Source organism: Allobosea sp. (genome assembly GCF_017308075.1).
Classification (GTDB): domain Bacteria; phylum Pseudomonadota; class Alphaproteobacteria; order Rhizobiales; family Beijerinckiaceae; genus Allobosea.
The window spans coordinates 69,491-94,447 of record NZ_JAFKFX010000033.1; the positions used below are offsets into that span (position 1 = coordinate 69,491).

The window sequence follows — 24,957 nt, forward strand, 5'->3', positions numbered from 1 at the left end:
GACCCAGCGAAATGATCATTCCTTCGCCCGGGCACAATTCCCTTGCCGGACAGTTCAGAATTCCAGGAACTGGAATGATCCCTATCCGACCAGGCGCAGCGCGATCCCGGCCAGCGCACAGCCGGCGAGCACCGTCATCATCCCCAGCTTGAAGCGCAGCATGGCCAGCATCGCGCCGGCGGCGAGCAGCGCCGCCCGCCAGTCCAGCGTCGAGAGCACCGGCAGGTCGGGCGCCAGCGGCCCGAAGCTGACCGGCTTCACCGTGCCGAACAGCACGTGCAGCCCGAACCAGAGCGCGAGATTCATGATCACCCCGACCACCGCCGCCGTGATCGCGGTCAGCGAGGCCGAGAGCACCCGGTTGCCGCGCAGCGCCTCGACATAGGGCGCGCCCAGGAAGATCCAGAGGAAGCAGGGCGCGAAGGTCACCCAGAGCGTCAGCAGGGCGCCGAGGCTGCCGGCGAGAAGCGGATCGAGCCCGCCCGGTACCCGCCAGGCGGCGAGGAAGCCGACGAATTGCAGCACCAGGATCAGCGGCCCCGGCGTCGTCTCGGCGAGGCCGAGCCCATCGACCATCTCGCCGGCGACGAGCCAGCCATAGCCCTCGACCGCCGCCTGCGCGACATAGGCCAGCACCGCATAGGCGCCGCCGAAGGTGACGACCGCCATGGCGCTGAAGAAGCTGCCAATCTGCGTGAAGACATTCCCCCCGCCGGCCAAGAGCAAGAGCAGCGCCACCGGGCCGAGCCAGAGCGGCAGCCAGAGCGCCAGCGTCCGCAAGGCCCGGCGGCTCGAAGGCTTGGCGTGCTCCAGCTCGCCGCGCTCGAACATCAGGTCGACGACGCCCTTGAACTCGTGCGCGCCGCCCTTGCCGGCATGGCCGCCGGCCTCGAACAGCGCCGGCGCATAGAGGCTGCCGAGCCAGCCGGTCAGTCCGGCGCAGAGGATCACCAGCGGAAACGGCAGCTTGAACAGGAAGAGCGCGAGGAAGGCCGCGACCGCGATCGCGACCATCGCCCGGTTCTTCAGCGCCCGGCGGCTGATCCTGAGTCCGGCCTCGATCACCACGGCGAGAACCGCGGCCTTGACCCCGAAGAACAGGGCATCGACCACCGGCACGCTGCGATAGAGCACATAGAGCAGGGAGAGGCCCAGCATCACCAGCGCGCCGGGCAGGATGAAGAGCAGCCCGGCGATCAGCCCGCCCGCCGTGCGATGCAGCAGCCAGCCGACATAGATGGCAAGCTGCTGCGCCTCCGGTCCGGGCAGCAGCATGCAGTAGTTGAGCGCGTGCAGGAACCGGCGCTCACCGATCCAGCGGCGCTCTTCGACCAGTTCCTTGTGCATCAGCGCGATCTGGCCGGCCGGTCCACCGAAGGAGAGCAGCCCGATCTTCAGCCAGACCCGCGTCGCCTCGCCGAGCGAGGGGATTTCGGCAGCAGCGGCCCTGCTTGCATCATCTGTCACCGTCGTCATGGCCTTGCCTCCGCCCCTGCCGGCACGGATGGCCAGTTATGGGTTTCCTCTGTGGCATCGCGGCACCAGCGATAAAAGGCGTCGTAGAGCAGCATGCCGGCCTCGAGCTGTGCCAGATCATCGCGAAACATCCGCGACAATCCGAGCGACGCGGCCAGAAACCCGGCCGCCTGCGGCACGTCCTCGAGCCGGGCGGTGTCAGCCGCCCGCGCGATCGCCGCGAGCCGGTCGAGCGCCGGAGTCGACAGGCCGAACTCCGCGATCATGGTGTCGAAGCTGCAGCGCTCGCCGCGATGGCTCCAGAATACGCCGTCTATGTCGAAGGGCGTCGCGCCGAAGCGCTCGGCCACCGCAGCGACTTCCGACGGCGTCACGAACAGGAAGATGGCTGCGGGGTCGACGAAGCGACGGATCAGCCAGGGACAGGCGATGCGGTCGACCTTGGGCCGCGCCCGCGTCACCCAGACGGTGCGCCCGGCACCGTCGCGGGCCGGCAGCCGGCCGACATCGACCAGCGGCAGGCCGGCCTCGCGCCAGGCCTCGAAGCCGCCGGTCAGCGTTTCGGCGGCGATCCCCTCATGCCGCAGCCAGGCCGCGACGCCTTCGCTGAGCTTTTGCCCGCGCTGGCAGCAGATCACGAGCTTGTGGCCGGCGAAGACATTGGCCCAGCCGGCGACGTCCTCATGGCTCCGGCGCTGCGCGGCCGGCAGCAGCCGTGGATCGGCGGCGAAATCCTCCGCGGTGCGGACATCGACGAGCACCGGCGCATCGGGCAGGCCGACGAGCCGTGACAATTGGGCAGCGCTGATCTGGATATTGGAAGACATGGCGTCCCTCCCGGAAGCTAGGAGACTGGACGCGATCCTTGGGCTGACGCCTCACGGGGTCGTCGCGAATGAACCCCTGCGGAATTTAGACCATGGCGTCGGGGGAGCGTCAACGGCGGTTTCATGAGACAACCCCGTCATGCTCGCCCTTGTGGCGAGGATCCATGCCTTGGAGACCAAGCTGTCTGAGGGAGGGCGTGGATGGTCGGGACAAGCCCGACCGCGACGGAGAATCGAGCTCTGGCAGACGCCGCTCAATCGATCCGGCTGACCAGGATCTTGTCGATGCGGCGGCCGTCGAGATCGACCACCTCGAAGCGCCAATGGCCCTTCTCGAAGCTCTCCCCGACATTGGGCAGCCGGTTCATCTCCGCCAGCACGAAACCGGCGACCGTCTGGTAATCGGCATCGCGCGGCACATGGATGCCGAGCTCGTGCGAGAACTCGTCGACCTGCATCCAGCCGGCGACGAGATAGGAGCCGTCGGCGCGCGTCACCAGGGCCGGCTCGCTGTCGTCCTCCTCCTGGAAGGCGCCGGTGATCGCCTCGAGCACGTCGCTGGAGGTGATGATCCCCTCGAAATGGCCGTACTCGTCGAAGACCAGCGCCATATGCACCGGCGAGGCGCGGATCGCCCGCAGCACGTCGAGCGCGCCGGTCGTGTCGAGCACCACCGGGATCTGCTGGACCATACTGCGCAATTCGCGCCCGTCGCCGTCGGAAAAGGCATCGAACATGTCCTTGACCGTGACGACGCCGATGATCGCATCGGCCTCGCCGTCCTGCACCGGCAGGCGCGAGCGCCGCGTGGCGCGCAACTGCGCCCTGATCTCCGCCGGGCTGTCGGCGAGGTCGAGATGCTCGACCTCGCGCCGCGGCGTCATCAGCGCCCGCGCCGAACGGTCGGCGAGGCGCATCACGCCGGAGATCATCTCGCGCTCGTCGCGCTCCAGCACGCCGGCCGTCTCGGCCTCGGCGATGATGGTACGGACCTCCTCCTCGGTGACCTTCTCCTCCGACTCGCCCTTCTGGCCGAGCAGAGCGAGGACGGTCTTGCCGGAGACGTCGAGCAGCCAGACCAGCGGCGAGCCGATCTTGGCGAGCAGCGCCATCACCGGCGCGACCCGCGCGGCGACCCGTTCCGGATCACGCAGCGCGATCTGCTTCGGCACGAGTTCGCCGATGATCAGCGAGAGATAGGTGATCGCGACGACGACCGTGCCGACGCCGACGCCGTCCGCGACGGCGCTGGAGAAGCCCTGCTCGTCGCGCAGCCAGTCGGCGAGACGTGTACCGAGCGTCGCGCCGGAGAAGGCGCCGGAGAGCACGCCGACAAGGGTGATGCCGATCTGGACGGTGGAGAGGAAGCGGCCGGGATTGTCGGCCAGGCGCTGCGCCGTCGCCGCGCCGCGGCTACCCTGATCGCTGAGGACTTTGAGCCTTGCTGGTCTGGATGAGACGACCGCGAGTTCCGACATGGCGAGCACACCGTTGATGACGGTGAGGACGACGACGATCAAAATCTCGGTTAACAACACCAGCTCGAAGGCTGCAGGGCCGCACTCGCTATCGTCCTGCTTCGCTGGCGCTTATAGAGCATCGCGCGAAGAAGTGGGTACCGGTTTTTCGTAGGGCCCTATGCCGAACTTTACGTATCGGTCGCGCATTTTATCCTTCGGGCAGCTCCGCCCGAAAGCGATGGGAGAACGCAAAATTGCCTGAAGCCGAGATCCGCCAGTTCGCGCCCTCCGCCCAGCGCAACCGCGACCCGATCCTCGCCGTGATGCGCGAGACCTTGCCGGCGAAGGGTCTGGTGCTCGAGATCGCCAGCGGCTCCGGCGAGCACGCCATGCATTTCGCGGCCGCCCTGCCCGGCCTGTCCTTCCAGCCCTCGGACCCCAATGCCGAGGCGCGCGCCAGCATCGACGCTTGGGCGAAGGAGGCCGCGCTGCCGAACCTGCTGCCCGCCCTGGCCCTGGACGCGTCGACGCCCGGCTGGCCGCTGGCGCGGGCCGATGGGGTGATCTGCATCAACATGATCCACATCTCGCCCTGGGCGGCGACGCAGGGACTGATCGCCGAAGCGGCGCGGCTGCTGCCGCCCGGCGGCCCACTCTATCTCTACGGCCCCTATCGGCAGAGCGGCGTGCCGCTGGCGCCGAGCAATGCCGCCTTCGACGAGAGCCTGCGCGGCCGCGATCCGCGCTGGGGCCTGCGCGAGCTCGACACGGTCGCAGCCCTCGCCGCCGCAGCCGGCTTCGGACCGCCCGAGGTCACGGCGATGCCGGCGAACAATCTCAGCGTGGTGTTTCGCAAGCGCTGAGCGACGAGTGCGGCGGGCTTCAGAGCCTGTCGGAGAACGCCCCAGCCCTCATCCTTCGAGACGCCACTGGCGCGGCTCCTCAGGATGAGAGCTCGAATATCCGGAGGCCGGCTCAGAGCACCATCGGCAGGACGAAGAAGCCCCCGACCACCACCACGACCAGCGCCAGCGCCGTCATCGGCAGATGCTTCTCGATGAAGATACGGATGTTGTCGCCGTAATAGCGCAGGGCGACCGCGATCATCGCGAAGAAGGTGACGCGGGAGATCACCATGCCGACGGTGAACTTCCAGAGATCGAAATGCAGGAAGCCCGACATGATCGTGACGATCTTGAACGGGATCGGCGTCAGCCCCTTGGTCAGCAGCACCCAGAACCAGTAGTCCTGAGAGGTGTGGATCAGATGGGCGGCCTTCTCCTGCAGGCCGTAGATGCCGATCAGCCAGGCGCCGACCGATTCATAGAGCAAGGCGCCGATCGCATAGCCAAGATAGCCGCCGGTGACGGCGCCGAGCGAGCAGACGCCGGCATAGAACCAGGCACGGTCCGGACGCGCGATGCACATCGGGATCAGCAGCGGGATCGGCGGCAGCGGGCTGATCGAGCTTTCAACGAAGGTAATGGCGAAGAGCAGCCAGGGCGCTGCGGGATGGGACGCGTAAGACACGCACCAGTCATATGCACGCTTGAGCATTTACTGTTCGACCGCTCCCCGGGCTCGCCTCTGACGCATGGTTGGCGTGCGCCGCATGCATCTACGCGATCCCGCGGCCGGACGCCAGAATTCTCTTAGACCAGCGTCAATAGCGCGACCGTTTCGTGACGGAAAAAGGTCGGGGCGGCCCCGAAAGCACCGCCCCGGCATTCGCCTCAGGCAAGGCGCTCGAGCGCCTCGGCGATCTTCAGCTTACGGGCCTGCGCGATCGCCTTGCGCTCGCGGTTCTCCTCGACGATCTCCTCGGGCGCGCGGGCCATGAAATCGGCATTCCCGAGCTTGCGCTCGACGGCGGCGATGTCCTGGTCGAGCTTGGCGAGTTCCTTGGTCAGGCGCCCGCGCTCGGCATCGAGGTCGATGATCCCGGCGAGCGGCAGGGCCGCGATCTCGCCGCGCACGATGATCTGGGCCGACTGGCCGGGCGCCGCATCGGCGAACTCGATCGCCGAAAGCCGCGCCAGACGCTCGATCATCGGCGCCCAGGCCTCGACGGCGGCGCGCGTCGCGGCACTCGGCTTGACCAGCACCAGCGGCACCTGCGCCCCACCCGGCACATTGGTCTCCGAGCGGACCGAGCGGATATCGGAGATCAGGTCGACGACGAAGCCGATCTCGGCCTCGGCCGCCTCGTTGACCAGCGCGCCGAGCTGCGGCCAGCGCGTCAGGCAGACCAGCGAAGCCTCGCCGGCCGGCACCGGCCGCGGCGCGCCCTCGCCCGCCTTCTGCGCCCAGAGCTCCTCGGTCAGGAACGGCATGAACGGATGCAGCAGCTGGCAGATCAGGTCGATGACATGCGCCACCGTCGCCTGCGTCTCGGCCTTCGCCGCAACGGCAGCCGCGTCGGTGCCCTCGCCCTGCAGCACCGGCTTGGAGAGCTCGAGATACCAGTCGCAGAACTGGCCCCAGACGAAGCGATAGGCCGCGTCGGCCGCCTCGTTGAACTTGAAGCTCTCGATGCCGGCGGCGATCGCATCGGCGGTGCGCGCCGCCTCGGAGAGGATCCAGCGGTTGAGCGGCAGCGCGACCTTGGCGGGGTCGAAGCCCTCGGCCCGCAGGCAGCCGTTCAGTTCGGCGAAGCGGGCCGCATTCCAGATCTTGGTCGCGAAGTTGCGGTAGCCTTCGACACGCGCGGTCGAAAGCTTGATGTCGCGGCCCTGCGCCGCCATCGCCGAGAGCGTGAAGCGCAGCGCATCCGCGCCGTATTTGTCGACGAGCACCAGCGGGTCGATGACGTTGCCCTTGGACTTCGACATCTTCGCGCCCTTCTCGTCGCGAACGATGGCGTGGATGTAGACGTCCTTGAACGGCACCTCGTCCATGAAGTTGAGGCCCATCATCATCATCCGGGCGACCCAGAAGAAGATGATGTCGAAGGCGGTGACCAGCGTCGCGGTCGGGTAGTAGCGCTTGAGCTCGGCGGTCTCCTCCGGCCACCCCAGCGTCGAGAACGGCCAGAGCGCCGAGGAGAACCAGGTGTCGAGCACGTCCGCGTCGCGCGTCAGCGCGACCGGGCCGCCATAATGGCCGAGCGCCAGCGCCTGCGCGCCGGCCTCGGACTCGGCGACGAAGCACTCGCCATCCGGCCCGTACCAGGCCGGAATCTGGTGGCCCCACCAGAGCTGGCGCGAGACGCACCAGGGCTCGATGTTCTCGAGCCAGTCGTTGTAGGTCTTGGTCCAGCTCTCGGGCGTGATCTTGGTGCGACCGTCCTTGACCGCCTTGAGCGCGCGGTTGGCCAGCGGCTTGACGTCGACATACCACTGGTCGGTCAGCCAGGGCTCGATCACCACGTCCGAACGGTCGCCATGCGGCACGGTGTGGGTGTTGGGCTCGACCTTGCGCAGCAGCCCGCGCGCCGCCATCAGGCCGACCACCGCCTTGCGAGCCGTGAACCGGTCCGTGCCGTGCAGCGCCAGCGTCTCCGCCTCGGGCGCCGCGCCCTCGAGGAAGTCGGCATTGTCCTGAAGCAGGATGCGAGCCTCGCCGTCCAGGATGTTGACGATCCTGAGTGAATTGCGCTTGCCGACATCGAAGTCGTTGAAGTCGTGCGCCGGGGTGATCTTGACCGCGCCGGTGCCCTTCTCGGGGTCGGCATAGTCGTCGCCGAAGACCGGGATGACGCGGCCGACCAGCGGCAGCACGGCATTCCTGCCGATCAGCCCCTTGAGCTTCTCGTTCTCCGGATGCACGGCGACGCCGGTATCGCCCAGCATCGTCTCAGGCCGGGTCGTCGCGACGGTGATGTAGGTCTCGGGATTCTCGGGGTCGTAGACCGCGCCCTCGATCGGATAGTCGAAATAGTAGAGATGGCCGTTCGGGTCCTTGGCCAGCGCCTTGTCGAGCTTGGCGGCGTCGAACGCCTCCTCGCCGTCGCGCTGCCATTTGAACGAGCCGGTCTTCTCGACCTGCAGCACCTCGAGATCGGAGATCGCGGTCTGGAACTTCGGGTCCCAGTTCACCAGCCTTTTGGCGCGATAGATCAGCCCCTGCTTGTGCAGGGCGACGAAGACCTTGAGGACGGCGGCCGAGAGACCCTCGTCCATGGTGAAGCGCTCGCGCGACCAGTCGCAGGAGGCGCCGAGGCGCTTCAGCTGGTTGACGATCGTGCCGCCCGATTCTTCCTTCCACTTCCAGACCTCGGCGACGAAGGCCTCGCGGCCCATGCTCCGCCGGTCCGAACGGTTCTCGGCCGCGAGCTTGCGCTCGACCACCATCTGGGTCGCGATGCCGGCATGGTCGGTGCCGGGCTGCCAGAGCACGTCCTTGCCGCGCAGGCGCTCGAAGCGGCAGAGCACATCTTGCAGCGTGTTGTTGAGCGCGTGGCCCATATGCAGCGAACCCGTCACGTTCGGCGGCGGGATCACGATGCAATAGGGCTCGGCGCCGGGCGCGGCGCCACGCCCTGCCCGGAAGGCATCCGCCTTCTCCCAGGCCTCGCTGATGCGTGCCTCGACGCTGGCCGGCTCGAATGTCTTGTCCATCATCGCTTTGCTCGAACGCCGAAAGGCCGGGGGAACCTGCCCCGGCCGTTGAATAACGAAAGCCAAAAGGTCTGACGCCTTAAGAGCGCATGCGGGGGCTGTGCGTCAACGTTTTCGACGCGATGCAGCCCTGCATCGGGCTCCGGGCGCTCAGGCGGCCTGCGATTGCAGGAACCAGAGCGCCTTGTCGAGCATGCGCGAATAGGCAGTCAGGAGATCGGCGGTGCCGGTGTCGCCGGCCTCGTCGCTCTTGTCGATCGCCTCGCGGACGCTGTTGGCCGCCGCGGCATAGCGCTCGATCAGCGCCGCGAGATGCTCGGCGACCGCGACGATCTCCGTCGGATAAGGCTTGAGGTCGCTGCCCGCGGCAACCGCCTGCGTCGTGCCGAGCGCGATGCCGCCGAGCTGAGCGACCCGCTCGGCCACCGTGTCGACATGGCCATCGAGTTCCTTGCGGAAGCCGTCGAGCATCAGATGCACGCCGATGAAGCCCGGCCCCTTCAGGTTCCAATGCGCCTGCTTGGTGGCGAGGGCGAGGTCGATCCCGTCCTGCAAGCGCTCGTTCAGCAGGCCGATCACCTCGTTCCTGGCATTGGACGGCAGGTCGATGCGCGTGGCGGGCTTCTTCATGGCGATTTCCTCGGCTGGAGAGAATGGCGGGCGCTCCAGCAACGCATGAACGCCCCTCCCCGTTCCCTGGCACCGAACCGCACCGCGCGAGGAACCGGCGCGCTTTCCAGCCGTTGGAAATGGCAGATCAAGGAGGATCTGAAATGCCCCGCCAAACCGACCAGGATCATGTCTGGGAGCTGATCGAGGAGATCGGCCTGTGCATGCTCGTCAGCCATGACGGCGCCAGCGACCAGCTGCGCGCCCGCCCGATGAGCGCTCATGCCAGGCGCGACGAGGACGCAATCTATTTCCTGACCGACAAGCGCTCCCACAAGGACGACGAAGTCGAGATCAACGAGAATATCTGCCTGACCTTCGCCGACAATGCCTCCTACAAATATGTCTCGGTCAGCGGCACCGCCAACGTGCTCGACGATCGGCCCCGCGTCGAAGAGCTCTGGTCCACCGCCGCCCGCGCCTTCTGGGAGAGCAAGGACGATCCCAATATCCGGATCCTGCGGATGCGCCCGACCATGGCGGAGTTCTGGGACAGCCCGGGCAAGATCGTCACCAGCGTCAAGATGATGGCCGCAGCGGTGACGGGTTCGCGGCCGGATCTCGGCGCGAACCGCAAGGTCGTTCTTTGAAGCAGGGGGGAGCAAACCCATGAGATTACTGGTTCATCTCGTCGGCGCCTGGGTCGCGGCAGAAGCCGCTTCAGGCCGCTATCCCCGCCCGGTCTCGCTGGCGCTCGGGGCGCTGGTCGCGCGCCTCGGCCCGCCGACCGCGCTGATGGCGCTCGCCGGCTGCACCATCCAGCGGCTCTATGAGGGCGGCGTCTTCGACAATTACCGGCCTCGCCCCGCATCGCGAGTACGGGCGCGAGCGGCGAAGCGGCGCTAGAGCATCGAACCGAAAAGTGGACTCCACTTTTCGGAAAGCTCCGATGCGATAACACTGCGATAGATCACCGTGACCGCGTCCGATGGCAGGCTCGACGATCTAGGCTCGCCAAGCCCGTCCGGCAGGCTGCCTCAGTGGCGCCCGCCGCGGGCGACGCGCTCGATCTCGGCGCGCACCAGTCGCTCGACCATGCCCGGCAGATTATCGTCGAGCCAGGTCTTCAGCATCGGCTTGAGCATGTCCTTGACCAGATCCTCGAGGGTCCGGGCATTGTTGCTCAGCACGGTGTTGGCGAGGGCGCCGAAGGCGTTGTGCACGGCGGCACCGGCCTGATCCGAAATCAAGGACGCCATGTCGAGAGACGGTGCGCTCGGCGCGACCTGCACTGGCGGCGCGATCGCGACCGGAGGTTCGGGTGGCAACGGCGCAGCCGTCGGCGCAGGCGCGGGTTCGACAGGCTCGGCGAACTCGATATCGTCGACCGCCACCGGCGCCTCGACCAGGCTCGCCTCGGCACCGAGGTCGAGCACATCGTCCTCCGGTTGCGGCTGCGGATCGGGCTCGGAAACCGCCTCGGGCTCAGAAACCGGGTCGGGCTCCGGCACCGGAGCGAGCGCGACAGGCTCGGGCTCGGGAGGAGTCGCCGGCTTCTCGTCATCCGCGATGATCCGCCGGATGGAGGCGAGGATTTCCTCCATCGAGGGTTCATTGGGCTTGGGCTGCGCGCTCATGCTGAATCCGGACCGCTCGACCGGGGAACGGCCATGGAATCAGCGCGCCCCCACATCATGAGTAGTTCACTGCTGAACCGGCAGGCAAGGCAGCGGCGTGCCCGCCCACAGGAGAAATCGCGACATGTGCGCCGAGGTTTCGCGTGATCCAAGCGCCAGAACCCGGCCTCGCGCCGGGTGCGGCGACGAGGCACTGGCGGGAACCGGCAGGCTGGCTCAGCGACCGTCCGGCGTCTGCGTGCCCCAGAGCAGGCCCTTGACCTGATCGTAGTGCTTGCGGGCGTCGTAGCGCTCGGCCTTCAGCTTCAGCGTATTGGCCGAGAGCTTGCCGGTAGCGGAAAGGACGGCATAGGAGGCGACGACGCGGTCGCGCTGCGCGGTCACCAGCGTCGAACGGGCGATCACCAGTTCCTGCTGGGCGTTCAGCACGTCGAGCGTGGTGCGCTGGCCGACCTTGGCCTCCTCGCGGACGCCGGCGAGCGCCGTTTCGGCGGCCTGGACCTGCGACTGCGCCGCGGTGATCTGCGCCTTGGCGGCATCGAGCGCGCCCCAGGCCGAGACGACCGCCGCGCGGACCGTGTCGCGCGAGGTATCGACGTCGATGCGCCGCTGGCCGGCCGTTTCCTTGGCTTGGCGGGTGCGGGAATAGACCTGCCCGCCTTCGTAGATCGGGATGGTCAGGGTCGCGACGGCGCTGGCCGAAGTGCGGTTGTCACCGAAGAACTGGTTGTCATAGCGCTGCGCCACGATGCCGCGCACGCCGAGCACCGGATAGAGATCGGCCTCGGTGACCTTGACCTGCAGCTCCGCGGCATCGACGCCATGCAGCGCGGCGATGATCGCCGGGTGTCCCGTCAGCGCGATGTTCAGCGCAGCCTGGAGATTCCGGGGCAGCAGGTTCTCGACCGGGCGACCGGGGGAAAGCTGCTTCGGCTCGACGCCGATGTTCTGCCGAAAGCGGGCGATCGAGGTCTTGAGATTCGACTCGGCCAGAATCGCCTGCGACTGCGCCTGCGAAAGACGGGCCTCGGCCTGTGCGACGTCGGTGCGGGTCACTTCGCCGACCTGAAACCTGTCGCGCGTCTGGCGCAGCTGCTCCTCGAGCACCTCGACGTTGTTGCGGTTGAGGTTCAAGATCGCCGTGTCGCGCAGCACGTTCATATAGGACGTGGCCGCGTCGAGCAGCACGTTCTGCTCGGTGTTGAGCAGCGTCGCGCGGGCGCCGAGCACCTGCGATTCGGCCTGGCTCACGGAGCTGCGCGTCTTGCCGCCGTCGAAGATGTTCTGGTCGATCTGGATCCCGGCACCGCGCGGCGTGAGTCGCGAGGTGTTGTTGTTGTGAAAGCTTCCGTTACGCGGAACCGCCGGAATGCTGCTTTCGGTGATGCTGGCGCCGATATCTGCGGAGGCGTTGATCCGCGGGCGGTAGCCCGAAAGCGCCTGCGGCACGTTCTCATTGGTGGCGCGGACCGCCGCGCGCTGCGAATTCAGGGTCGGATTGCCGGAGTAAGCGCGCGACAGCGCCGATTCCATCGTCTGCGCAAGAGCTGGTGCAGCCAAGCCCGTGCCGAGAACGCCGATCAGCGCCAGGCGGCTCGCGGACCTTTTCCAGAGTAGCTTCGTTTCAGTCACCGGACGCCTCTTGTGCGGACTCTTGTCTCGCCCAGGCATCGCCCCAGCCTCGGCACTCATTTGAAATTTATAGGCGCGTCGACCGATATCGCCAACGGCCGCAGGGAACCCATCGCCTTTTCAGTTCGCCAGTGCCGCAAAAATGAGACACCTTTATCCTGCTCGCCATACCGCCCCCGGGGCGGCATGGAATTCGCTTCTGCTCCCGAGCCAGATCGCGGACGCGTCCCGCGAACGGCACCGCTTCAGAAAACGAAGGCCTCGGCCTTGCGGAATTCCGTGAGAGCAGGCGCCGCGGCATCGAAGACTGGCCGGCCGGTCAATGTCTCGCCTGCATGCCGATAGAGGATCACCCGCGCCGCACGGCCGAGCCCTTCGATCGCGATCAGCCGGCCACCGGGGGCGACATGGCCGAAAAGGCTGCTCGGCTGCGTTTCGCAGGCCCCGCCGACGAGAACGACGTCGTACTGCGCCTTGGCGGGAATCGCCGCCAGCGCCTGGACCTCCGGCACGCCATCCTGCGCGAACGCGGCACGCGCCAGCGCCAGCGCCGCCTCGTCCGGCTCGCACAGGCTCGCCTGCGCGCCCATCGCCGCCATCAGCGCCGCGCCATAGCCCGAGCCACCGCCATATTCGAGCGCGCGCTCGCCGGCCTTCAGCTCCAGCGCCTGGATCATCCGGGCCACGACCATCGGCGCCGGCAGGGCGCGCGTCGTACCGGGCAGGGAGACCGACTGGTCGAGATAGGCCAGATGCGCAAGATCACCCGGCACGAAAGCCTCGCGCGGCACGCTGTCGGCGGCGGCAAGCACGGCCCGGTCGGTCACGTCATAGGTGCGCAGCTGGCAGTCCACCATCATGCGACGCAGATCCGCGAAGCTCGACATGCTCAAAATCTCCGTATGACGGCACAAGGCCGGCAGCGGGGTTTTGGGCGAGGCGGCCGCAAAAGGCAAGGCCGGCCGGCAGGGCGCATTGTGGGTACGCACCCCGTCGCAGAGCCGGGATCGCCACCGCCGCGAGCCACGCGGCCGGCTCATACGCAACCGCGACATCCCCGGAGGCCCGGGATCGCATCGCTGCCCCCTCGCCTGCCGGCGGAACTGGCAAACGCGCCAGGAGGAATCGGCGCCGAGCATACGGCAAGAGCATGCAGCAAGAGCACTCGCCCGAAACGGAGCGATTCGCCTGCCCTCGCCGGAACCCTATTCCCGACGGCACCTGCGCAGGCACGTGTCGAATCGTCGAGATCGTGCCGTCTATTGAAAAGGGCCGCCCCTCCCCCCGGGGGATGCGCGGCCCAGATTTCGATGTCGGGGCGCCGTGCCGAAAGGCCGCCGCTCTACGGCTACGGTACAGACGGCATCATCGACCGCACCGCTTTTCGACAGGCGCCCAGCCCTGCCTTGGCTCGGCTTACTGGGTGAAGGTGAAGGTCGAGATCTCGCAGACATTCACCTTCTTTTTGATCACGGTGTCACCATCCGCGAAGACCGCCTTGAAGTCGTAGATGCAGGCCTTGGTGCCGTCATCGATGTCGGCTTCGAGCGTCTCGCCATTTGCGAGCGTGTCGTTGTCGAGCATGTCTTCTTCCCAGCTGTCGGTGCCGGTCGACGACGCGAAGAAGCTGGTCATGACGCTCCCGGTCTTGTTGACGATGTCGACCTTCCGGTTCGCCGCAAAAGCCGGAGCGGCGAGGAGCGATGCAACTGTGACGGCGGCGATGATGAGACGAGTGGTCATAGGCATATTCCGTAGGCCAAGCGAAACAGATCGCTTGCAGCAACGGGCTGCTCTCACATCCTCTTGCGTAACGCAATCGGACCACCGGCCAGCCTGAGGTTCTCCCGCAGATTTTGCGCCGGGTCGGGACCCCGAAACAAGAACGGCTCGGCCGGCCGAAGCGAGCGCGACAGCGACACTTGAACCGAAGCCTCGCCAGCCGGTCAGGCCGGCACCGGGATCGCCCCCGGAAACAAGATCGCCCCGGGAAGGACGAGAACGGGAGGGAGTTTATCCCGCCAGCTGACGGGGTGGGCGCCGGGCGGAACAACCTGCCGAAACAGCCCAAGGAAATCTGTTCATGAAAAAGAGTTTGGAGGCCTCGCCCGGAATCGAACCGGGGTGCAAGGATTTGCAGTCCTCTGCGTAACCACTCCGCCACGAGGCCTTCCGGGAGATCACGCGGGCGTGATCTCCATGACGCCGCCTATAACCACATGGCGCGCGCCTCCGCAACCGAAACCAACGCGCTGACCACAGCGAAAATGCGACGCACCCCATCGATGACGATTTGCCGGCATGTTGCGTCGCAAAGGGCTTGCACCCGGCGAGCGTCGTCGCTATACGCCCCCCATCGGTCCCGGATAGCTCAGCGGTAGAGCAATCGACTGTTAATCGATTGGTCGCAGGTTCGAATCCTGCTCCGGGAGCCAGCAGTTTCAAGGGCTTAGTCGAGAGATCGGCTAAGCCCTTTCTGTTTTGCGCGCAGGCGCGCCTTCCAGCCCCTCAGGCCCGGTTTATTGCTGATTTTGACCCGCTGGGTGCTAGGCGGCAGGCGCTTCGGCGAAGCCTATCGGCAAGCGGCGTGACAAGCCGCCGCAGCCGCAAGGCAGCCGAATCCCGTTTCCAACCCGGCCCGGCATCGCCGATGCGAATCCCGATGCCAGCAGGCCTGGACGGGCGGGAATCGCGCCCATGGCTTGGGCCGGGCGAAACCATGCGCTATCAGCGCCCGGAAGCACCGCCGAGCGCGCGATCTGCGCCGCGTGCGGCAGTCCGCCGCCGGGCCGGCGAAGGAATCACCACGCGGCGCCGGGCGAGCCGGAATCAATGGGAGGGCCTGCGAGTGGCCTATACCGACGAACTCGAGCCGCTGATCGCGCTCGAACAGGATCTGCGCCGCAGAATCGCCCTGCAGCTCGCAGCGGAGAGCGGCGCACCGGCGCACCCCTCGCCCACCGAGGACGAGCTCGCCGCCGCGGACGAGGCCATCGCCGCCTGGGTCGAAGCAGGCGAGGACGAGCAGGACATGCGCGCCTTCCGGCCGATCGGCCCGCTTCAGGCCCTGCTCGCCGACCATCAGGCGATCTTCGAGCGAATCCTCGATATCCGCGACCGCCGGCTGTCCTGACGCGCAGGAGGCGGAAACGACGCTCGACCGGGCCAGCAGCCCGGCTTCAGGGCACGAGAAGAGGTCCGGCGTCATCCCGGACAAGCGGCGAAGCCGCGCCGCTCCGGGATCCATCATAGGGCTCCGGCGCTCCATAGCATCGGACCGAAAAGTGGAATCCGCTTTTCGGAAAATTCCGATGCGATAATAATGGGATAGATCACCGTGACCGCGTCCGAACGGACGCGCGGTGATCTAGGATGAATCCCGGCGCTCCGCTTCGCTCCAGCCGCGATGACGCGGTGCCCCACCCGAATCCGACGGCGCTACAGCGTACGCAGCGTCTTCAGCGCCGCCGCGACGCTGTTCTGGTAATGCGCGCCATCGACGCCCTGCGCGATCACCGAATAGCCGAGCTCGCGCACCCTTTTCGACCAGCCGAGATCGCCGGCCATCAGCCCGGCCGCCTTGCCATGCGCCCGGGCGCTGCGGCCGACATGGCTGAGCGCCGCCTCGAAATCGGGATGATCGAACTGGCCGGGGATGCCCATGAAGTTCGACAGGTCGAAATGACCGACCCAGAGCACGTCGATTCCCGGCACAGCCGCGATCGCCTCGGCATTCTCGACCCCCTGCGGGCTTTCGATCTGCGCGATGATCAGCGTGCGGGCGGCGGCCTGCGCGATCTTCTCGGCCGGCGAGCCGGGCAGATAGTCGTCATGGGCGATGCCGAAGGCGGCGCCGCGATGCCCGGCCGGCGGATAATGCGCGCAGGAGGCGATCAGCCGCGCCTGCTCTTCCGTGTTGACCATCGGCACCATGACGCCATGCGCGCCGATATCGAGCGCCCGGGCGATCAGGCTGTATTCGGTGGTCGGCACCCGGATGACCGGCGCGATCGAGAGCCCCCGGCAGGCGGCGCAGAGCATCCGCATCGTCTCGAAGCCCGTGCCGGTATGCTCCATGTCGAGCAGGATGAACTCCGCCCCGGCCGCTGCCGCGATCGCAGGCAGGCCCGGCACGAAGAATTCCAGGGCCATCGTTCCGGCGACCAGCTCCCCCGACTGGATCCGCGCCTTCAGCCCGCTTGCTCCGCTCATCCGATTCCTCCCCTTGCAATGCAACGCGCCCATCTGTGCGCATCCGCAGCCCGACATCGCATTGCTAACTCGGCAAGGCGCACCCGCCGCGAACGCAAGGCGGCGATGATCGCGCCGGCATGGCGGCGGCGCCGGCCGATTCGAATGGAAGAAGCGGAAAGGCGCTATCGAACTGGTGCGGACGGCGGGGATCGAACCCGCACACCATCTCTGGCGAGGCATTTTAAGTGCCTTGCGTCTACCAGTTTCGCCACGTCCGCGCCGGGACACGGTTAGCCTCCCGCGAAGGCGTCTACAAGGGCAAGCGCTGCATGCTTACCTTCGGAGCCACTCGTCATCCTTGACAAGCCGCGAAGCGGCGCAGCTCCGGGATCCATCGTAGGGCTGCTGCGCTCCAGGATGGATCCCGGGGCAAGCCCGGGATGACGGCACTTGTGGGAGTCGTTGGCGAGTACCGCCAGCGTCAGCGCCGGCGGCTCGGCTTGTACCATTCGACCCCGTCGGGATCGACATAGAGCCCGGGCGCCACATCGGAGCCGATCTTCTTCTGCTCCATCGGCACGGGCACCGTGTCGTCGCGGTCGCCGCGGCGGATATAGGGACCGCTCGCCTGCGCCTGGCCGCGCCCGCCGCCGCCGATCACGCTGCGGCGTCCCGCGACCTTGTCGTCGAGCGCCGCGACCTTCCGGGCCGTGAAGGCGATCCTGGCCGAGCCCTCGACGATCGGCAGCGCCCTGGCGGCCGTCCCCTCGCCGCTGACGCGGATGCCGACGAAGCGCGGCACATAGCTCGCAGCCCCGCCGCCGCGCGCCAGCGCGTCCCAGCCGCCGGTCGTCGTGACCTGGGCGCCGCAGCGCTTATGGGCGCGCTCGCACTGCGCCCGCGAGGCATAGCGCGGCGCCTTCTGCTCGAATTCGGCGCGGGCATTGCGATAGGCGAACTCGCATTGCTCGGCCGAGAGCTTGCCGGCCTCGATGCATTCGTCGCGGCGCACATAGGTCTGTCCGACCGCCTGCGCCGCGAGATCGGCCGGCGCGAGCGCCAGCCCGAAGGCGAACAGTGAGGCCATCCTGATCATGGCGACGGGAAGCAGCAGCAGCATGCCCCCTCTGAGATCATGCGAATGTGGCGTCACAGCAGCGGCCGCATCGTGATCGCCAGCTCGCGCGTCGCGCCATAGTCGATCTTGCCGTTGCCGAGCACCGGGATGGCGCGGGTTACGAGCAGCGCCTTCGGCATCCACAATTCCGGGAAGCCCTGAAGCTTCGCCTCGTCCTGCAGCGCCTTCTTGTCGGCATCCGGTTTTTCGGTGACGAGCACGAGCTGCTCGCCCTTGCGCAGATCCGGCAAGGCGACGACGACGTGATTGAAACCCGGCCACAGGCCGGAGATCATCGATTCGACCGCCGCCAGCGAGACCATCTCGCCGCCGAGCTTGGCGAAGCGGCGCGCCCTGCCCCTTATGCTGACGAAGCCGTCCTCGATCGCGACGATGTCGCCGGTATCGTGCCAGCCGCCCTCGGGCGGGGCGAGCGTGCCGGGGCTGTCGGCGTTGAGATAGCCCAGCATCACATTGGGGCCCTTCACCATCAATCGGCCGCCCTCATGGATGCCCTCGACCGGTTCGAGCCGCGCGGTGATGCCGGGCAGGAGCCGTCCGACGCTACCCTCGCGCATCGCGCTCGGCGTATTGCATGCCAGCACTGGCGAGCATTCGGTGCAGCCATAGCCTTCGAGGATGGTGGTGCCATAGGGCTCCCAGAGCCGGCGCGTCTCCGGCTTCACGCGCTCTGCCCCGGCGACGACATAGCGCACGCTGCTGAGGTCGCCCTCGCCGGCGGCGCGGGCATAGCCCTGCAGGAAGGTGTCGGTCGCGAGCAGGAAAGTCGCGCCGGTCTCGGCGATCAGCCGCGGCACCTGCTTGTAGTGCAGCGGGCTCGGATAGAGCACGACCTTCATCCCGTGCAGCAGCGGCACCAGCATCCCGGCGGTCAGCCCGAAGGAGTGGAAGGCCGGCAGCGGGTTCATGAAGATGTCGCGCTCGGAAATCGCGCCCTGCGCATGCTGGAACACTTGCCGCGCATTCGAGACCAGATTGGCATGGCTGAGCACCACGCCCTTGGGCTTGCCCTCGGTGCCGGAGGTGAACAGCACCACCGCCGGTTCGTCCGGGCCGGCCGCATGCCGGCGATGGACGAACCCCGGCGCCAGCGAGGCGAGCGCGCCGAGCAGCTTGTCGAGGCTGGTCAGCTGCTTGCGGACATCCTCGAGATAGATCACCCGTCTGCCCTGGCCGATCGCCTCGATCACCTCGTCGAGCTTGGCCTGATCGATGAAGCGCCGCGAGGTGACGATGGTCGAGAGCGGGGCGACCTCGCAGGCCGCCTTGAGGTTCTTGGTGCCGGCGGTGAAGTTCAGCAGCGCCGGCACCCGGCCATAGGCCGACAGGCCGAACAGGGTGACCGCCATGCCCTGCATGTTCGGCAGCAGCAGCCCGACCTTCTCGCCCTTCTGCGTCTGCGCCGCGAGCTTGCGGCCGAGCACGAAGGCGCCGAGCACCAGCCGGCCGAAGCTGATCGGCTGACGTTCGGGGTCTTCCAGCGCGATTCGCGCCTTGCCATGGCGGGAGACGGCGGCGAGCACGGCCAAGAATAGCGTGGTGCGCGCACCCTCCGCGTCGAAGGGCTCCGCCCCGAATTCCGTGGCCACCATGCTGCGCCCTGCTCCCGGCTGCGTTTCCTCTGGCCGCACCCTAAGGCGGGACGGCTTGCGAGGGAACGGCGCAGGCGCCGGTCAGCGCATCGGCGGCGCGTAGAGCACGCCGCCCATGTTCCAGAGCTGGTTCAGCCCGCGCGGAATGCCGAGAGGCGAGTTCACCCCGAGGTTGCGCTCATAGATCTCGGAATAATTGCCGGTCGCCTTCACCGCCCGGATCGCCCAGGCCTCGTCGAGGCCGAGCGATTTGCCGAAGCCGCCCTCGGCACCGGTCAGGCGGCGCACATCCGGCTTGGTCGAGGCGACGGCCTCGTCCGCATTGGCCGCGGAGACGCCGAGTTCCTCGGCGTTGACCAGCGCGAAATTCACCCATTTGACGATGTTGAACCACGGGAAATCGTCGGAGCGCGTCACCGGGCCGAGCGGCTCCTTCGAGATCACGTCGGGCAGGATCACGGCATCGCCCGGCTTCGGCAGCTTGAGCCGTTCGGCGTAGAGCGCCGACTGGTCGCGGGTCAGCACATTGCACTGGCCGGACTGGAAGGCGGCGAGCGCCTCGGCGGCGCTCGGAAACGCCTTCTCCTCGAAGCTCATCGAATTGGCGCGGAAGAAATCGCCGAGATTGAGCTGGGTCGTCGTGCCGGCCTCGACGCAGACCTTGGCCTTGTCGAGCGACAGCGCCCCGTCGACGCCGAGCGAGCGCGCCACCAGGAAGCCCTGCCCGTCATGATAGGTGATGCCGGCGAAGGCGAGGCCGAGCCCGGCCTCGCGGCCGAGGGTCCAGGTCGAATTGCGCGAGAGCAGGTCGACCTTGCCTTGTTTCAGCGCCTCGAAGCGCTCGCCGGCCGAGAGCGGCGTGAAATTGACCTTGCCGGCATCGCCGAGCACCGCCGCCGCCACGGCACGGCAGAAATCGACGTCGAACCCGGCCCAGCGCCCCTGCGCATCCTTCTCGGAAAAGCCGCGCAGCCCCTCGCTGACGCCGCATTCCAGCGTCCCGCGCTGCTTCACCTTGTCGAGCGTGCCGGCAGCGGCCGGCAGCGCGACGAGCCCCGCGGCGAGCACGGCGAGCGCCGATGGCTGGAGACGAATTCGGAACGCGCCTCGCATGGGGTCGGATCTCCTGATTGCTGAATGGCGTGCGGCCTTGAAAAGGCCGGTCAGATCGTCGCCTTGTGTCGCACCACGACCTTGGTCCCGAGCGGAACGCGCGAGTAGAGGTCGATGATGTCGCCATTGGCCAGGCGGAAGCAGCCCGACGAGATCGACTGGCCGATCGTCTCCGGCTGGTTGGTGCCGTGAACGCGGAACACGGTCGAGCCGAGATAGAGCGCGCGCGCCCCCATCGGATTACCCGGCCCACCGGCCATGAAGCGCGGCAGATAGGGTTGGCGCTGCAGCATCTCCGGCGGCGGACGCCAGTCCGGCCATTCCGCCTTGCGGCTGACCTGGACGAGGCCCGACCACTGGAAGCCCTCGCGGCCGACGCCGATGCCGTAGCGCAGCGCGCGGTTGTTGGGCTGCACGACATAGAGGAAGCGCTCGGCGCTGTGGATCACCACCGTGCCAGGCGCCTCGTTCGAGCGGAAGAACACCATCTGCCGGGCATAGGGCCCTTCGGTGATGGTGACCTCCTCGGTCGAGACCCGGCCCGGCTCGTCGCCGACATCCATCGTCTCGGCCGGCGGCACCATTCCCTTGCCCTGCGCCTGGACGGCGGCCGGCCAGGCCAGCGCCAGCGTTAGTGCCGCGGCGCCGAGGCCGCCGAGAATCCGTGTCATGTCGGGCTTTTTCATGCGCGATCTCGCCTCGCGGGTTTCAGGTGCCGCAGCGGGCGTAGATGAAGGTGCCGTAGCGGCGGTTCGCATCGGGATCGACGAAGCGCATGGTCAGCATCGAATCGCTCGCCGAAAGGATCTCGCGGTCCTGCGGATCCCCCGCCGGCGCCTCGAAGCCGACATAGTTCTTGCCGCCAGGCCCGCCTTTCAGGCGCAGCTCATAGGGTTTGGGATCGTCGGCGACATGCATCATCACGCCGTCGGTCGGGCCTTTGGAGATGGTATAGGGCTGGGAGCAGCCGGCCTTGGCCTGCGCCTCGGTGCGCTTGCGGTCCTTCTCGGTGTGGAAGGAGGCGATGCCCCAGCGCCCGATCAGGCGCTCGCGCGGAATGCTCGAAGGCCCCGAAGCGCCGCCGGCGGAAACCCCGCCGCCAGCCGGCCCCTGGCTGGTCGAGCCGCAGCCCGCCAGCAGCAGCGCAGCGCCGAACAGGCAGGCGCCCGCCGCGCCACGGCCCGCCATTGCGGAAATCCCCGCGCGCCCCCTGCCCCGGAGACGACCGATGATCGCCACCGGATACGCCAACGCCATGCGCATGCCTGCTCCCCCCCGCTTCGGCCCATCATGGTCTCGGCTTTCCGCCGCGGTCAACGGTCGGTTCGGCCCCGAAGCTGTCGCCGTGCCGAATGAGCACTTCGGCGCCAGGGTCGCAAGGTCACCGGCCCGTCCGCTCCTGGCAAACGGCGCACGGCGACGATGCGCCGCCCGCAACGCCTCGGAAATTAACCGAGAAAGCGTCAGAAACGCGAATGAAACCAAGACCTTCGGAAAGCGGAGCGCACGCCCTCGAAAGGATTGCCAACAAGCGATTCAGCACTTGCCGATTTGCACGTTGAGATCGCCCTGCCCGCTCGCTATCTCCTGATGCTCAGAGCTGGGAAACGCCGCCTTGTCCGCCGATCGCAACCGCCTCACCGCCGTCATCGCCCTCGCCGCGGCCTCCCTGACCAGCGCCGTTCCGGCGCAGGCGAACTTCCTCGAAACCCTGTTCGGCATCGCGCCGCGCCGGGTCGTGGCGCCGGTGCCCGAACGCGAGCCGCTGCACATGACCGTGCGCCCGCGGGCACCGCGGGACGGCCGGCCCGGTGTCGCGACCAAGGAAGCCCCGCCGACGCCGCGCGTCGCGCCGATGGAATATGCCAGCGATCCCTATTGGTATCTCAAGGACCCGACGCTGAAGAAGGGCGACGTCATCGTGCTCGACGGCCGCGTCGTCGTCTTCAGCGGCGGCGAACGCAGCTACAGCAGCTTCCAGTCGATCAAGGAGAGCCGGCTGCTCTCGGAGCGGGCCAAGAAGCAGCTCAGGCACATGGTCTCGACCCCCATCGACACGCATACGGTCTGGGAGCCGGCCGAGATCATGAAGAGCAACGGCGCCATGACCACCGTCGAGGTCTCCGAAAGCGCCCGCTGAGCGTCGCGGGTCGCGCTCAGACCGGGACGTAGCTCAGTCTGATCACGCCCTCGCCGACCGGCTCGCTGGCCATGAGGCGGAGCGGCGGCCGCGGGCCGGCGAAGAACGGCATGCCGCGCCCCAGCACGACCGAGTGGAAATAGAGCCGGTACTCGTCGATCAGGCCGAGCTCGGTCAGGCTTTGCGCCAGCTCCGGCCCGGAGACGGCGATCTCCCCGGCAAGCCTCGCCTTCAGGCCGCGGACCATCGCGGCCAGATCGCCCTCGACGAGCCTCGCATTCGGGCCGACGGATTTCAGCGAGCGCGAGACCACCCATTTCGGCTGCTTCCGCCACGCCGTGGCGAAATCGCGCCGCGCCGCATCCCAGGCAGGGTCGTCCCCATCCCAATACCGCATCGCCTCGTACATGCGGCGGCCGTAGAGGCTGGCGGCCAGGGCGCGCACATGCTCGGTCCAATGGCGAAACAGCACCGGCCCCACCTGCATCTCCGGGTGGAGATCGACATAGCCGTCCAGGGACTGGTTCATGCCGAAAACGAGCTTCGCCACGCTGCTGGCCTCCCTGTGGTTTGCGTTCAGTTTAGAGCGAGGCGTGGTCACGCAAAAGTGACGTTGGAACGCCTGCCGCGCCATCGTCCCGTGCCCGGCAGCAGCACGATCAGCCCGCCGACGCAGCGGTGTAGACCGCGAGCTGCGCCGCGAAGGCGCGCCGATAGGCGGGCCGAGCCTCGCCGCGCGCGACATAGGCGGCAAGGTTCGGATATGCCTCCAGCAGGCCCGAGCCGTGCAGCCGGCGCAGCACCGTCACCATCAGGAGGTCGCCGGCACTGAAGGCGCCATCGAGCCAGTCCGCCTCGCCGAGCCGCCGCGACAGGTCGCCGAGCCGCTTGCGGATGATGCTCTCCAGGGCCTGCAGCCGCTGCTCGTACCAGGGCTGATCACGCTCGAGGATCGCCGCGAGAGAGCGGTCGAAGATCTGCGGCTCCATCGTGTTGAGCGCCGCGAACATCCAGGCGATCGCGCGCGAGCGGGCGTTCGCCTCCTGCGGCAGCAGGCCGCCATGGCGCTCGGCGATATGCAGCACGATCGCCCCCGACTCGAACAGGCAGAGGTCGCCCTCCTCGAAGCTCGGAATCTGCCCGAAGGGCTGAAGCGACAGATGCTTCGGCTCACGCATCGCCCTGAACGACAGGAGCCGGACCTCATAGGGCTGGCCAACCTCCTCGAACGCCCAGCGCACGCGCATGTCGCGGGCCAGCCCCCTGCCCCGGTCGGGCGAGCGTTCGAAGGCGGTGATGATGGCGGTCATCCTCTGGCTCCCGACTATTGCCTCGTGCTTCCGGGGTAAAGCAGCCGACAGTCACAGGACGGCAGCACCCGACAACCCGCCTCGCCCATTTCGAGCGTGTGTCGCCGTCATCTCGCGCCGCACAACTTTGCCTCTTCCTTCCGAAATTAACCTTCTGGTAAGAGGAAGGGGATTCCTTGCCGGAGATGACGGACCGCCGCCCTGGGCAGCCCCGATCCCGTAATCAGGAGGTTGCCGCATGACGCGGATCGAGATCGCTGCGAACGCTACCCGTCTTTCCGGCACAAGCCGCCACGGTCGCAAGGCGATCCCGCTCCTGGTTTCACTGGCGGCTCCGGTCCTGGGCGCCTGCAGCATGACGCCGGTCGAGACCGCCTCGACCACGGCTCGGACGACCGCTGCGAGCACTGCGCCGAAGCAGAGCCACGAGATCCGCAAGCGCGCCATCGCCTTGGCCAAGGCCGACCCGCGCGAGAAGGAATGCCTCGTCCGCGCGATGTATTTCGAATCGAACCGCTCCAGCGAATCCGGCCTGCTCGGCGTCGGCACGGTGGTGATGAACCGGGTCGGCGCGCCACGCTATCACGACACGATCTGCGGCGTCGTCGGCGCCCCCAAGCAATTCGCCGCCGGCGTGCTCACCCGCCCGATGTCGGCGCGCGAGCTCCCCAAGGCCGAGGCCGCCGCCGAAGCCATCCTGGCCGGCAAGCGCAACGAAGCCGTCGGCAACGCCAAGCATTTCCACATGGCGGGGATGCGCTTCTCCTACCCCAACATGCACTATGTGACGGTGGCCGGCGGCAACGCCTTCTACGTCAAGGGCGAGCGCCCGGAACGCCGCCGCATCGAGGAGCCGAGCTCGCAGGTCGCCGCGCTTTCCGAGCCGGCGCCGCTCGCGACCAGCGCCTCCTCGGCCTCGACCGCCTTCGCCAGCGCGCCGCTCGCCTTCGCCCCGGCCGCGCCCGCTCCCGCGATCGCCCTGGCCACGAGTTCGGCCTCCTATGTCGTCGCCAATGCGACGCTGCCGCCGAGCCGCCCCTACGATCTCGGCATCGCCCGCAAGACCACGCAGGCCTTCATCGCGCCGCCGAAGAGCGAGGCCCGCCTCGCGGCGCTGATGCCGCCCTCCCGCCCGCTGCGCGGCTCCCTCGCGCTGGACTGACGGCTGCAGGGCCGCAAGCGCGGCCGGCTTCGTCATGGTCGGGCCTGTCCCGACCATTCACGTCTTCCTTGACGAAGCGCGGCGTTCAAGCCGTGGCTGCTCGCCACG

The 24,957-nt window shown here is 67.7% G+C and carries 24 protein-coding genes and 3 tRNA genes; 7 read left to right on the forward strand and 20 right to left on the reverse strand.

Going from position 1 to position 24,957, the window contains the following annotated elements:
• Positions 1 to 81: 81 nt before the first annotated feature.
• From chrA to J0J10_RS16035, 3 genes are all read right to left on the reverse strand, one after another.
• Positions 82 to 1,476: a chromate efflux transporter gene (gene chrA, locus J0J10_RS16025; RefSeq protein WP_291647407.1), complete on the reverse strand. Its 1,395-nt coding sequence runs from the start codon at positions 1,474 to 1,476 to the stop codon at positions 82 to 84.
• The gene (locus J0J10_RS16030) at positions 1,473 to 2,303 is read right to left on the reverse strand and encodes a sulfurtransferase/chromate resistance protein (RefSeq protein WP_291647408.1); all 831 of its coding nucleotides are present in this window, start codon (positions 2,301 to 2,303) and stop codon (positions 1,473 to 1,475) included. The genes chrA and J0J10_RS16030 overlap by 4 nt, the downstream gene beginning before the upstream one ends.
• A gap of 254 nt (positions 2,304 to 2,557) precedes the next feature.
• Positions 2,558 to 3,823, reverse strand: coding sequence for a hemolysin family protein (locus tag J0J10_RS16035; protein WP_291647509.1), 1,266 nt, complete (start codon positions 3,821 to 3,823; stop codon positions 2,558 to 2,560).
• A 194-nt stretch (positions 3,824 to 4,017) separates the two neighbouring features.
• Here J0J10_RS16035 and J0J10_RS16040 point away from each other — a divergent pair, with 194 nt between their 5' ends.
• Positions 4,018 to 4,626, forward strand: coding sequence for a DUF938 domain-containing protein (locus J0J10_RS16040; protein WP_291647409.1), 609 nt, complete (start codon positions 4,018 to 4,020; stop codon positions 4,624 to 4,626).
• Between the two features lie 112 nt (positions 4,627 to 4,738).
• Here the strand turns inward: J0J10_RS16040 and J0J10_RS16045 are convergent, their stop codons facing one another.
• The 3 genes from J0J10_RS16045 to dps form a co-directional block, all read right to left on the reverse strand.
• A complete protein-coding gene (locus J0J10_RS16045; protein WP_291647410.1) occupies positions 4,739 to 5,293 on the reverse strand; it encodes a YqaA family protein in 555 nt (184 codons plus the stop codon).
• Positions 5,294 to 5,496: 203 nt separating this feature from the next.
• On the reverse strand, positions 5,497 to 8,325 hold the full coding sequence (locus tag J0J10_RS16050; protein WP_291647411.1) for a valine--tRNA ligase: 2,829 nt from the start codon (positions 8,323 to 8,325) through the stop codon (positions 5,497 to 5,499).
• A gap of 147 nt (positions 8,326 to 8,472) precedes the next feature.
• Positions 8,473 to 8,952 carry a DNA starvation/stationary phase protection protein Dps gene (gene dps, locus J0J10_RS16055; RefSeq protein ID WP_291647412.1) on the reverse strand — a complete coding sequence of 160 codons (480 nt, stop codon included), beginning with the start codon at positions 8,950 to 8,952 and terminating at the stop codon, positions 8,473 to 8,475.
• 143 nt (positions 8,953 to 9,095) lie between these two features.
• Between dps and J0J10_RS16060 the strand changes: the two genes are divergently transcribed.
• Both J0J10_RS16060 and J0J10_RS16065 read left to right on the forward strand, forming a co-directional pair.
• Positions 9,096 to 9,581, forward strand: coding sequence for a pyridoxamine 5'-phosphate oxidase family protein (locus J0J10_RS16060; protein WP_291647413.1), 486 nt, complete (start codon positions 9,096 to 9,098; stop codon positions 9,579 to 9,581).
• A 19-nt stretch (positions 9,582 to 9,600) separates the two neighbouring features.
• The gene (locus J0J10_RS16065; protein WP_291647414.1) at positions 9,601 to 9,837 is read left to right on the forward strand and encodes a hypothetical protein; all 237 of its coding nucleotides are present in this window, start codon (positions 9,601 to 9,603) and stop codon (positions 9,835 to 9,837) included.
• A gap of 131 nt (positions 9,838 to 9,968) precedes the next feature.
• Here the strand turns inward: J0J10_RS16065 and J0J10_RS16070 are convergent, their stop codons facing one another.
• The 5 genes from J0J10_RS16070 to J0J10_RS16090 form a co-directional block, all read right to left on the reverse strand.
• On the reverse strand, positions 9,969 to 10,568 hold the full coding sequence (locus J0J10_RS16070; protein ID WP_291647415.1) for a PopZ family protein: 600 nt from the start codon (positions 10,566 to 10,568) through the stop codon (positions 9,969 to 9,971).
• 216 nt (positions 10,569 to 10,784) lie between these two features.
• Positions 10,785 to 12,200 (reverse strand): TolC family outer membrane protein, encoded by a 1,416-nt coding sequence (locus J0J10_RS16075; RefSeq protein ID WP_291647416.1) that lies wholly within the window; start codon positions 12,198 to 12,200, stop codon positions 10,785 to 10,787.
• A 245-nt stretch (positions 12,201 to 12,445) separates the two neighbouring features.
• Complete coding sequence (locus J0J10_RS16080; RefSeq protein WP_291647417.1) at positions 12,446 to 13,087, reverse strand: protein-L-isoaspartate O-methyltransferase family protein; 642 nt, start codon at positions 13,085 to 13,087, stop codon at positions 12,446 to 12,448.
• 529 nt (positions 13,088 to 13,616) lie between these two features.
• On the reverse strand, positions 13,617 to 13,943 hold the full coding sequence (locus J0J10_RS16085; RefSeq protein WP_291647418.1) for a hypothetical protein: 327 nt from the start codon (positions 13,941 to 13,943) through the stop codon (positions 13,617 to 13,619).
• Between the two features lie 353 nt (positions 13,944 to 14,296).
• Positions 14,297 to 14,370 (reverse strand) — tRNA-Cys (locus J0J10_RS16090).
• Positions 14,371 to 14,560: 190 nt separating this feature from the next.
• Between J0J10_RS16090 and J0J10_RS16095 the strand changes: the two genes are divergently transcribed.
• Both J0J10_RS16095 and J0J10_RS16100 read left to right on the forward strand, forming a co-directional pair.
• Positions 14,561 to 14,635, forward strand: a tRNA-Asn gene (locus J0J10_RS16095).
• A gap of 413 nt (positions 14,636 to 15,048) precedes the next feature.
• Positions 15,049 to 15,333 carry a hypothetical protein gene (locus J0J10_RS16100; RefSeq protein WP_291647419.1) on the forward strand — a complete coding sequence of 95 codons (285 nt, stop codon included), beginning with the start codon at positions 15,049 to 15,051 and terminating at the stop codon, positions 15,331 to 15,333.
• A 305-nt stretch (positions 15,334 to 15,638) separates the two neighbouring features.
• Here the strand turns inward: J0J10_RS16100 and J0J10_RS16105 are convergent, their stop codons facing one another.
• The 7 genes from J0J10_RS16105 to J0J10_RS16135 all read right to left on the reverse strand — a co-directional run bounded on the left by J0J10_RS16105 (position 15,639) and on the right by J0J10_RS16135 (position 21,425).
• Positions 15,639 to 16,412 carry an HpcH/HpaI aldolase family protein gene (locus tag J0J10_RS16105; RefSeq protein ID WP_291647420.1) on the reverse strand — a complete coding sequence of 258 codons (774 nt, stop codon included), beginning with the start codon at positions 16,410 to 16,412 and terminating at the stop codon, positions 15,639 to 15,641.
• Positions 16,413 to 16,585: 173 nt separating this feature from the next.
• A tRNA-Leu gene (locus J0J10_RS16110) sits at positions 16,586 to 16,672 on the reverse strand.
• A 203-nt stretch (positions 16,673 to 16,875) separates the two neighbouring features.
• Complete coding sequence (locus tag J0J10_RS16115) at positions 16,876 to 17,514, reverse strand: DUF1190 domain-containing protein (protein ID WP_291647421.1); 639 nt, start codon at positions 17,512 to 17,514, stop codon at positions 16,876 to 16,878.
• 29 nt (positions 17,515 to 17,543) lie between these two features.
• Positions 17,544 to 19,124 (reverse strand): AMP-binding protein, encoded by a 1,581-nt coding sequence (locus tag J0J10_RS16120; protein ID WP_291647422.1) that lies wholly within the window; start codon positions 19,122 to 19,124, stop codon positions 17,544 to 17,546.
• Positions 19,125 to 19,205: 81 nt separating this feature from the next.
• A complete protein-coding gene (locus tag J0J10_RS16125) occupies positions 19,206 to 20,237 on the reverse strand; it encodes an amino acid ABC transporter substrate-binding protein (RefSeq protein WP_291638547.1) in 1,032 nt (343 codons plus the stop codon).
• A gap of 50 nt (positions 20,238 to 20,287) precedes the next feature.
• Positions 20,288 to 20,923, reverse strand: coding sequence for a L,D-transpeptidase (locus J0J10_RS16130; RefSeq protein ID WP_291647423.1), 636 nt, complete (start codon positions 20,921 to 20,923; stop codon positions 20,288 to 20,290).
• Positions 20,924 to 20,945: 22 nt separating this feature from the next.
• On the reverse strand, positions 20,946 to 21,425 hold the full coding sequence (locus J0J10_RS16135) for a hypothetical protein (protein WP_291638549.1): 480 nt from the start codon (positions 21,423 to 21,425) through the stop codon (positions 20,946 to 20,948).
• Between the two features lie 427 nt (positions 21,426 to 21,852).
• Here J0J10_RS16135 and J0J10_RS16140 point away from each other — a divergent pair, with 427 nt between their 5' ends.
• Positions 21,853 to 22,377, forward strand: coding sequence for a hypothetical protein (locus J0J10_RS16140; RefSeq protein ID WP_291638550.1), 525 nt, complete (start codon positions 21,853 to 21,855; stop codon positions 22,375 to 22,377).
• Positions 22,378 to 22,393: 16 nt separating this feature from the next.
• Here J0J10_RS16140 and J0J10_RS16145 read toward each other — a convergent pair whose 3' ends face one another.
• On the reverse strand, positions 22,394 to 22,927 hold the full coding sequence (locus tag J0J10_RS16145) for a dihydrofolate reductase family protein (RefSeq protein ID WP_291647424.1): 534 nt from the start codon (positions 22,925 to 22,927) through the stop codon (positions 22,394 to 22,396).
• Between the two features lie 109 nt (positions 22,928 to 23,036).
• Entirely contained in the window at positions 23,037 to 23,687 is a 651-nt protein-coding gene (locus J0J10_RS16150) for a glutathione S-transferase family protein (RefSeq protein ID WP_291647425.1), read from the reverse strand.
• A 238-nt stretch (positions 23,688 to 23,925) separates the two neighbouring features.
• Here J0J10_RS16150 and J0J10_RS16155 point away from each other — a divergent pair, with 238 nt between their 5' ends.
• The gene (locus J0J10_RS16155) at positions 23,926 to 24,849 is read left to right on the forward strand and encodes a cell wall hydrolase (RefSeq protein WP_291647426.1); all 924 of its coding nucleotides are present in this window, start codon (positions 23,926 to 23,928) and stop codon (positions 24,847 to 24,849) included.
• Positions 24,850 to 24,957 lie beyond the last annotated feature (108 nt).

Excerpts from the sequence above, each read along its gene's own strand:
- J0J10_RS16080 (WP_291647417.1), bottom strand. The coding sequence starts at position 13,087 with ATGTCGAGCTTCGCGGATCTGCGTCGCATGATGGTGGACTGCCAGCTG.
- J0J10_RS16060 (WP_291647413.1), top strand. The coding sequence starts at position 9,096 with ATGCCCCGCCAAACCGACCAGGATCATGTCTGGGAGCTGATCGAGGAG.
- J0J10_RS16065 (WP_291647414.1), top strand. The coding sequence starts at position 9,601 with ATGAGATTACTGGTTCATCTCGTCGGCGCCTGGGTCGCGGCAGAAGCC.
- J0J10_RS16050 (WP_291647411.1), bottom strand. The coding sequence starts at position 8,325 with ATGATGGACAAGACATTCGAGCCGGCCAGCGTCGAGGCACGCATCAGC.
- J0J10_RS16120 (WP_291647422.1), bottom strand. The coding sequence starts at position 19,124 with ATGGTGGCCACGGAATTCGGGGCGGAGCCCTTCGACGCGGAGGGTGCG.
- J0J10_RS16130 (WP_291647423.1), bottom strand. The coding sequence starts at position 20,923 with ATGAAAAAGCCCGACATGACACGGATTCTCGGCGGCCTCGGCGCCGCG.
- J0J10_RS16155 (WP_291647426.1), top strand. The coding sequence starts at position 23,926 with ATGACGCGGATCGAGATCGCTGCGAACGCTACCCGTCTTTCCGGCACA.
- J0J10_RS16125 (WP_291638547.1), bottom strand. The coding sequence starts at position 20,237 with ATGCGAGGCGCGTTCCGAATTCGTCTCCAGCCATCGGCGCTCGCCGTG.
- J0J10_RS16150 (WP_291647425.1), bottom strand. The coding sequence starts at position 23,687 with ATGACCGCCATCATCACCGCCTTCGAACGCTCGCCCGACCGGGGCAGG.
- J0J10_RS16030 (WP_291647408.1), bottom strand. The coding sequence starts at position 2,303 with ATGTCTTCCAATATCCAGATCAGCGCTGCCCAATTGTCACGGCTCGTC.
- J0J10_RS16115 (WP_291647421.1), bottom strand. The coding sequence starts at position 17,514 with ATGCTGCTGCTGCTTCCCGTCGCCATGATCAGGATGGCCTCACTGTTC.
- J0J10_RS16105 (WP_291647420.1), bottom strand. The coding sequence starts at position 16,412 with ATGAGCGGAGCAAGCGGGCTGAAGGCGCGGATCCAGTCGGGGGAGCTG.
- chrA (WP_291647407.1), bottom strand. The coding sequence starts at position 1,476 with ATGACGACGGTGACAGATGATGCAAGCAGGGCCGCTGCTGCCGAAATC.
- dps (WP_291647412.1), bottom strand. The coding sequence starts at position 8,952 with ATGAAGAAGCCCGCCACGCGCATCGACCTGCCGTCCAATGCCAGGAAC.
- J0J10_RS16135 (WP_291638549.1), bottom strand. The coding sequence starts at position 21,425 with ATGGCGGGCCGTGGCGCGGCGGGCGCCTGCCTGTTCGGCGCTGCGCTG.
- J0J10_RS16070 (WP_291647415.1), bottom strand. The coding sequence starts at position 10,568 with ATGAGCGCGCAGCCCAAGCCCAATGAACCCTCGATGGAGGAAATCCTC.
- J0J10_RS16085 (WP_291647418.1), bottom strand. The coding sequence starts at position 13,943 with ATGACCACTCGTCTCATCATCGCCGCCGTCACAGTTGCATCGCTCCTC.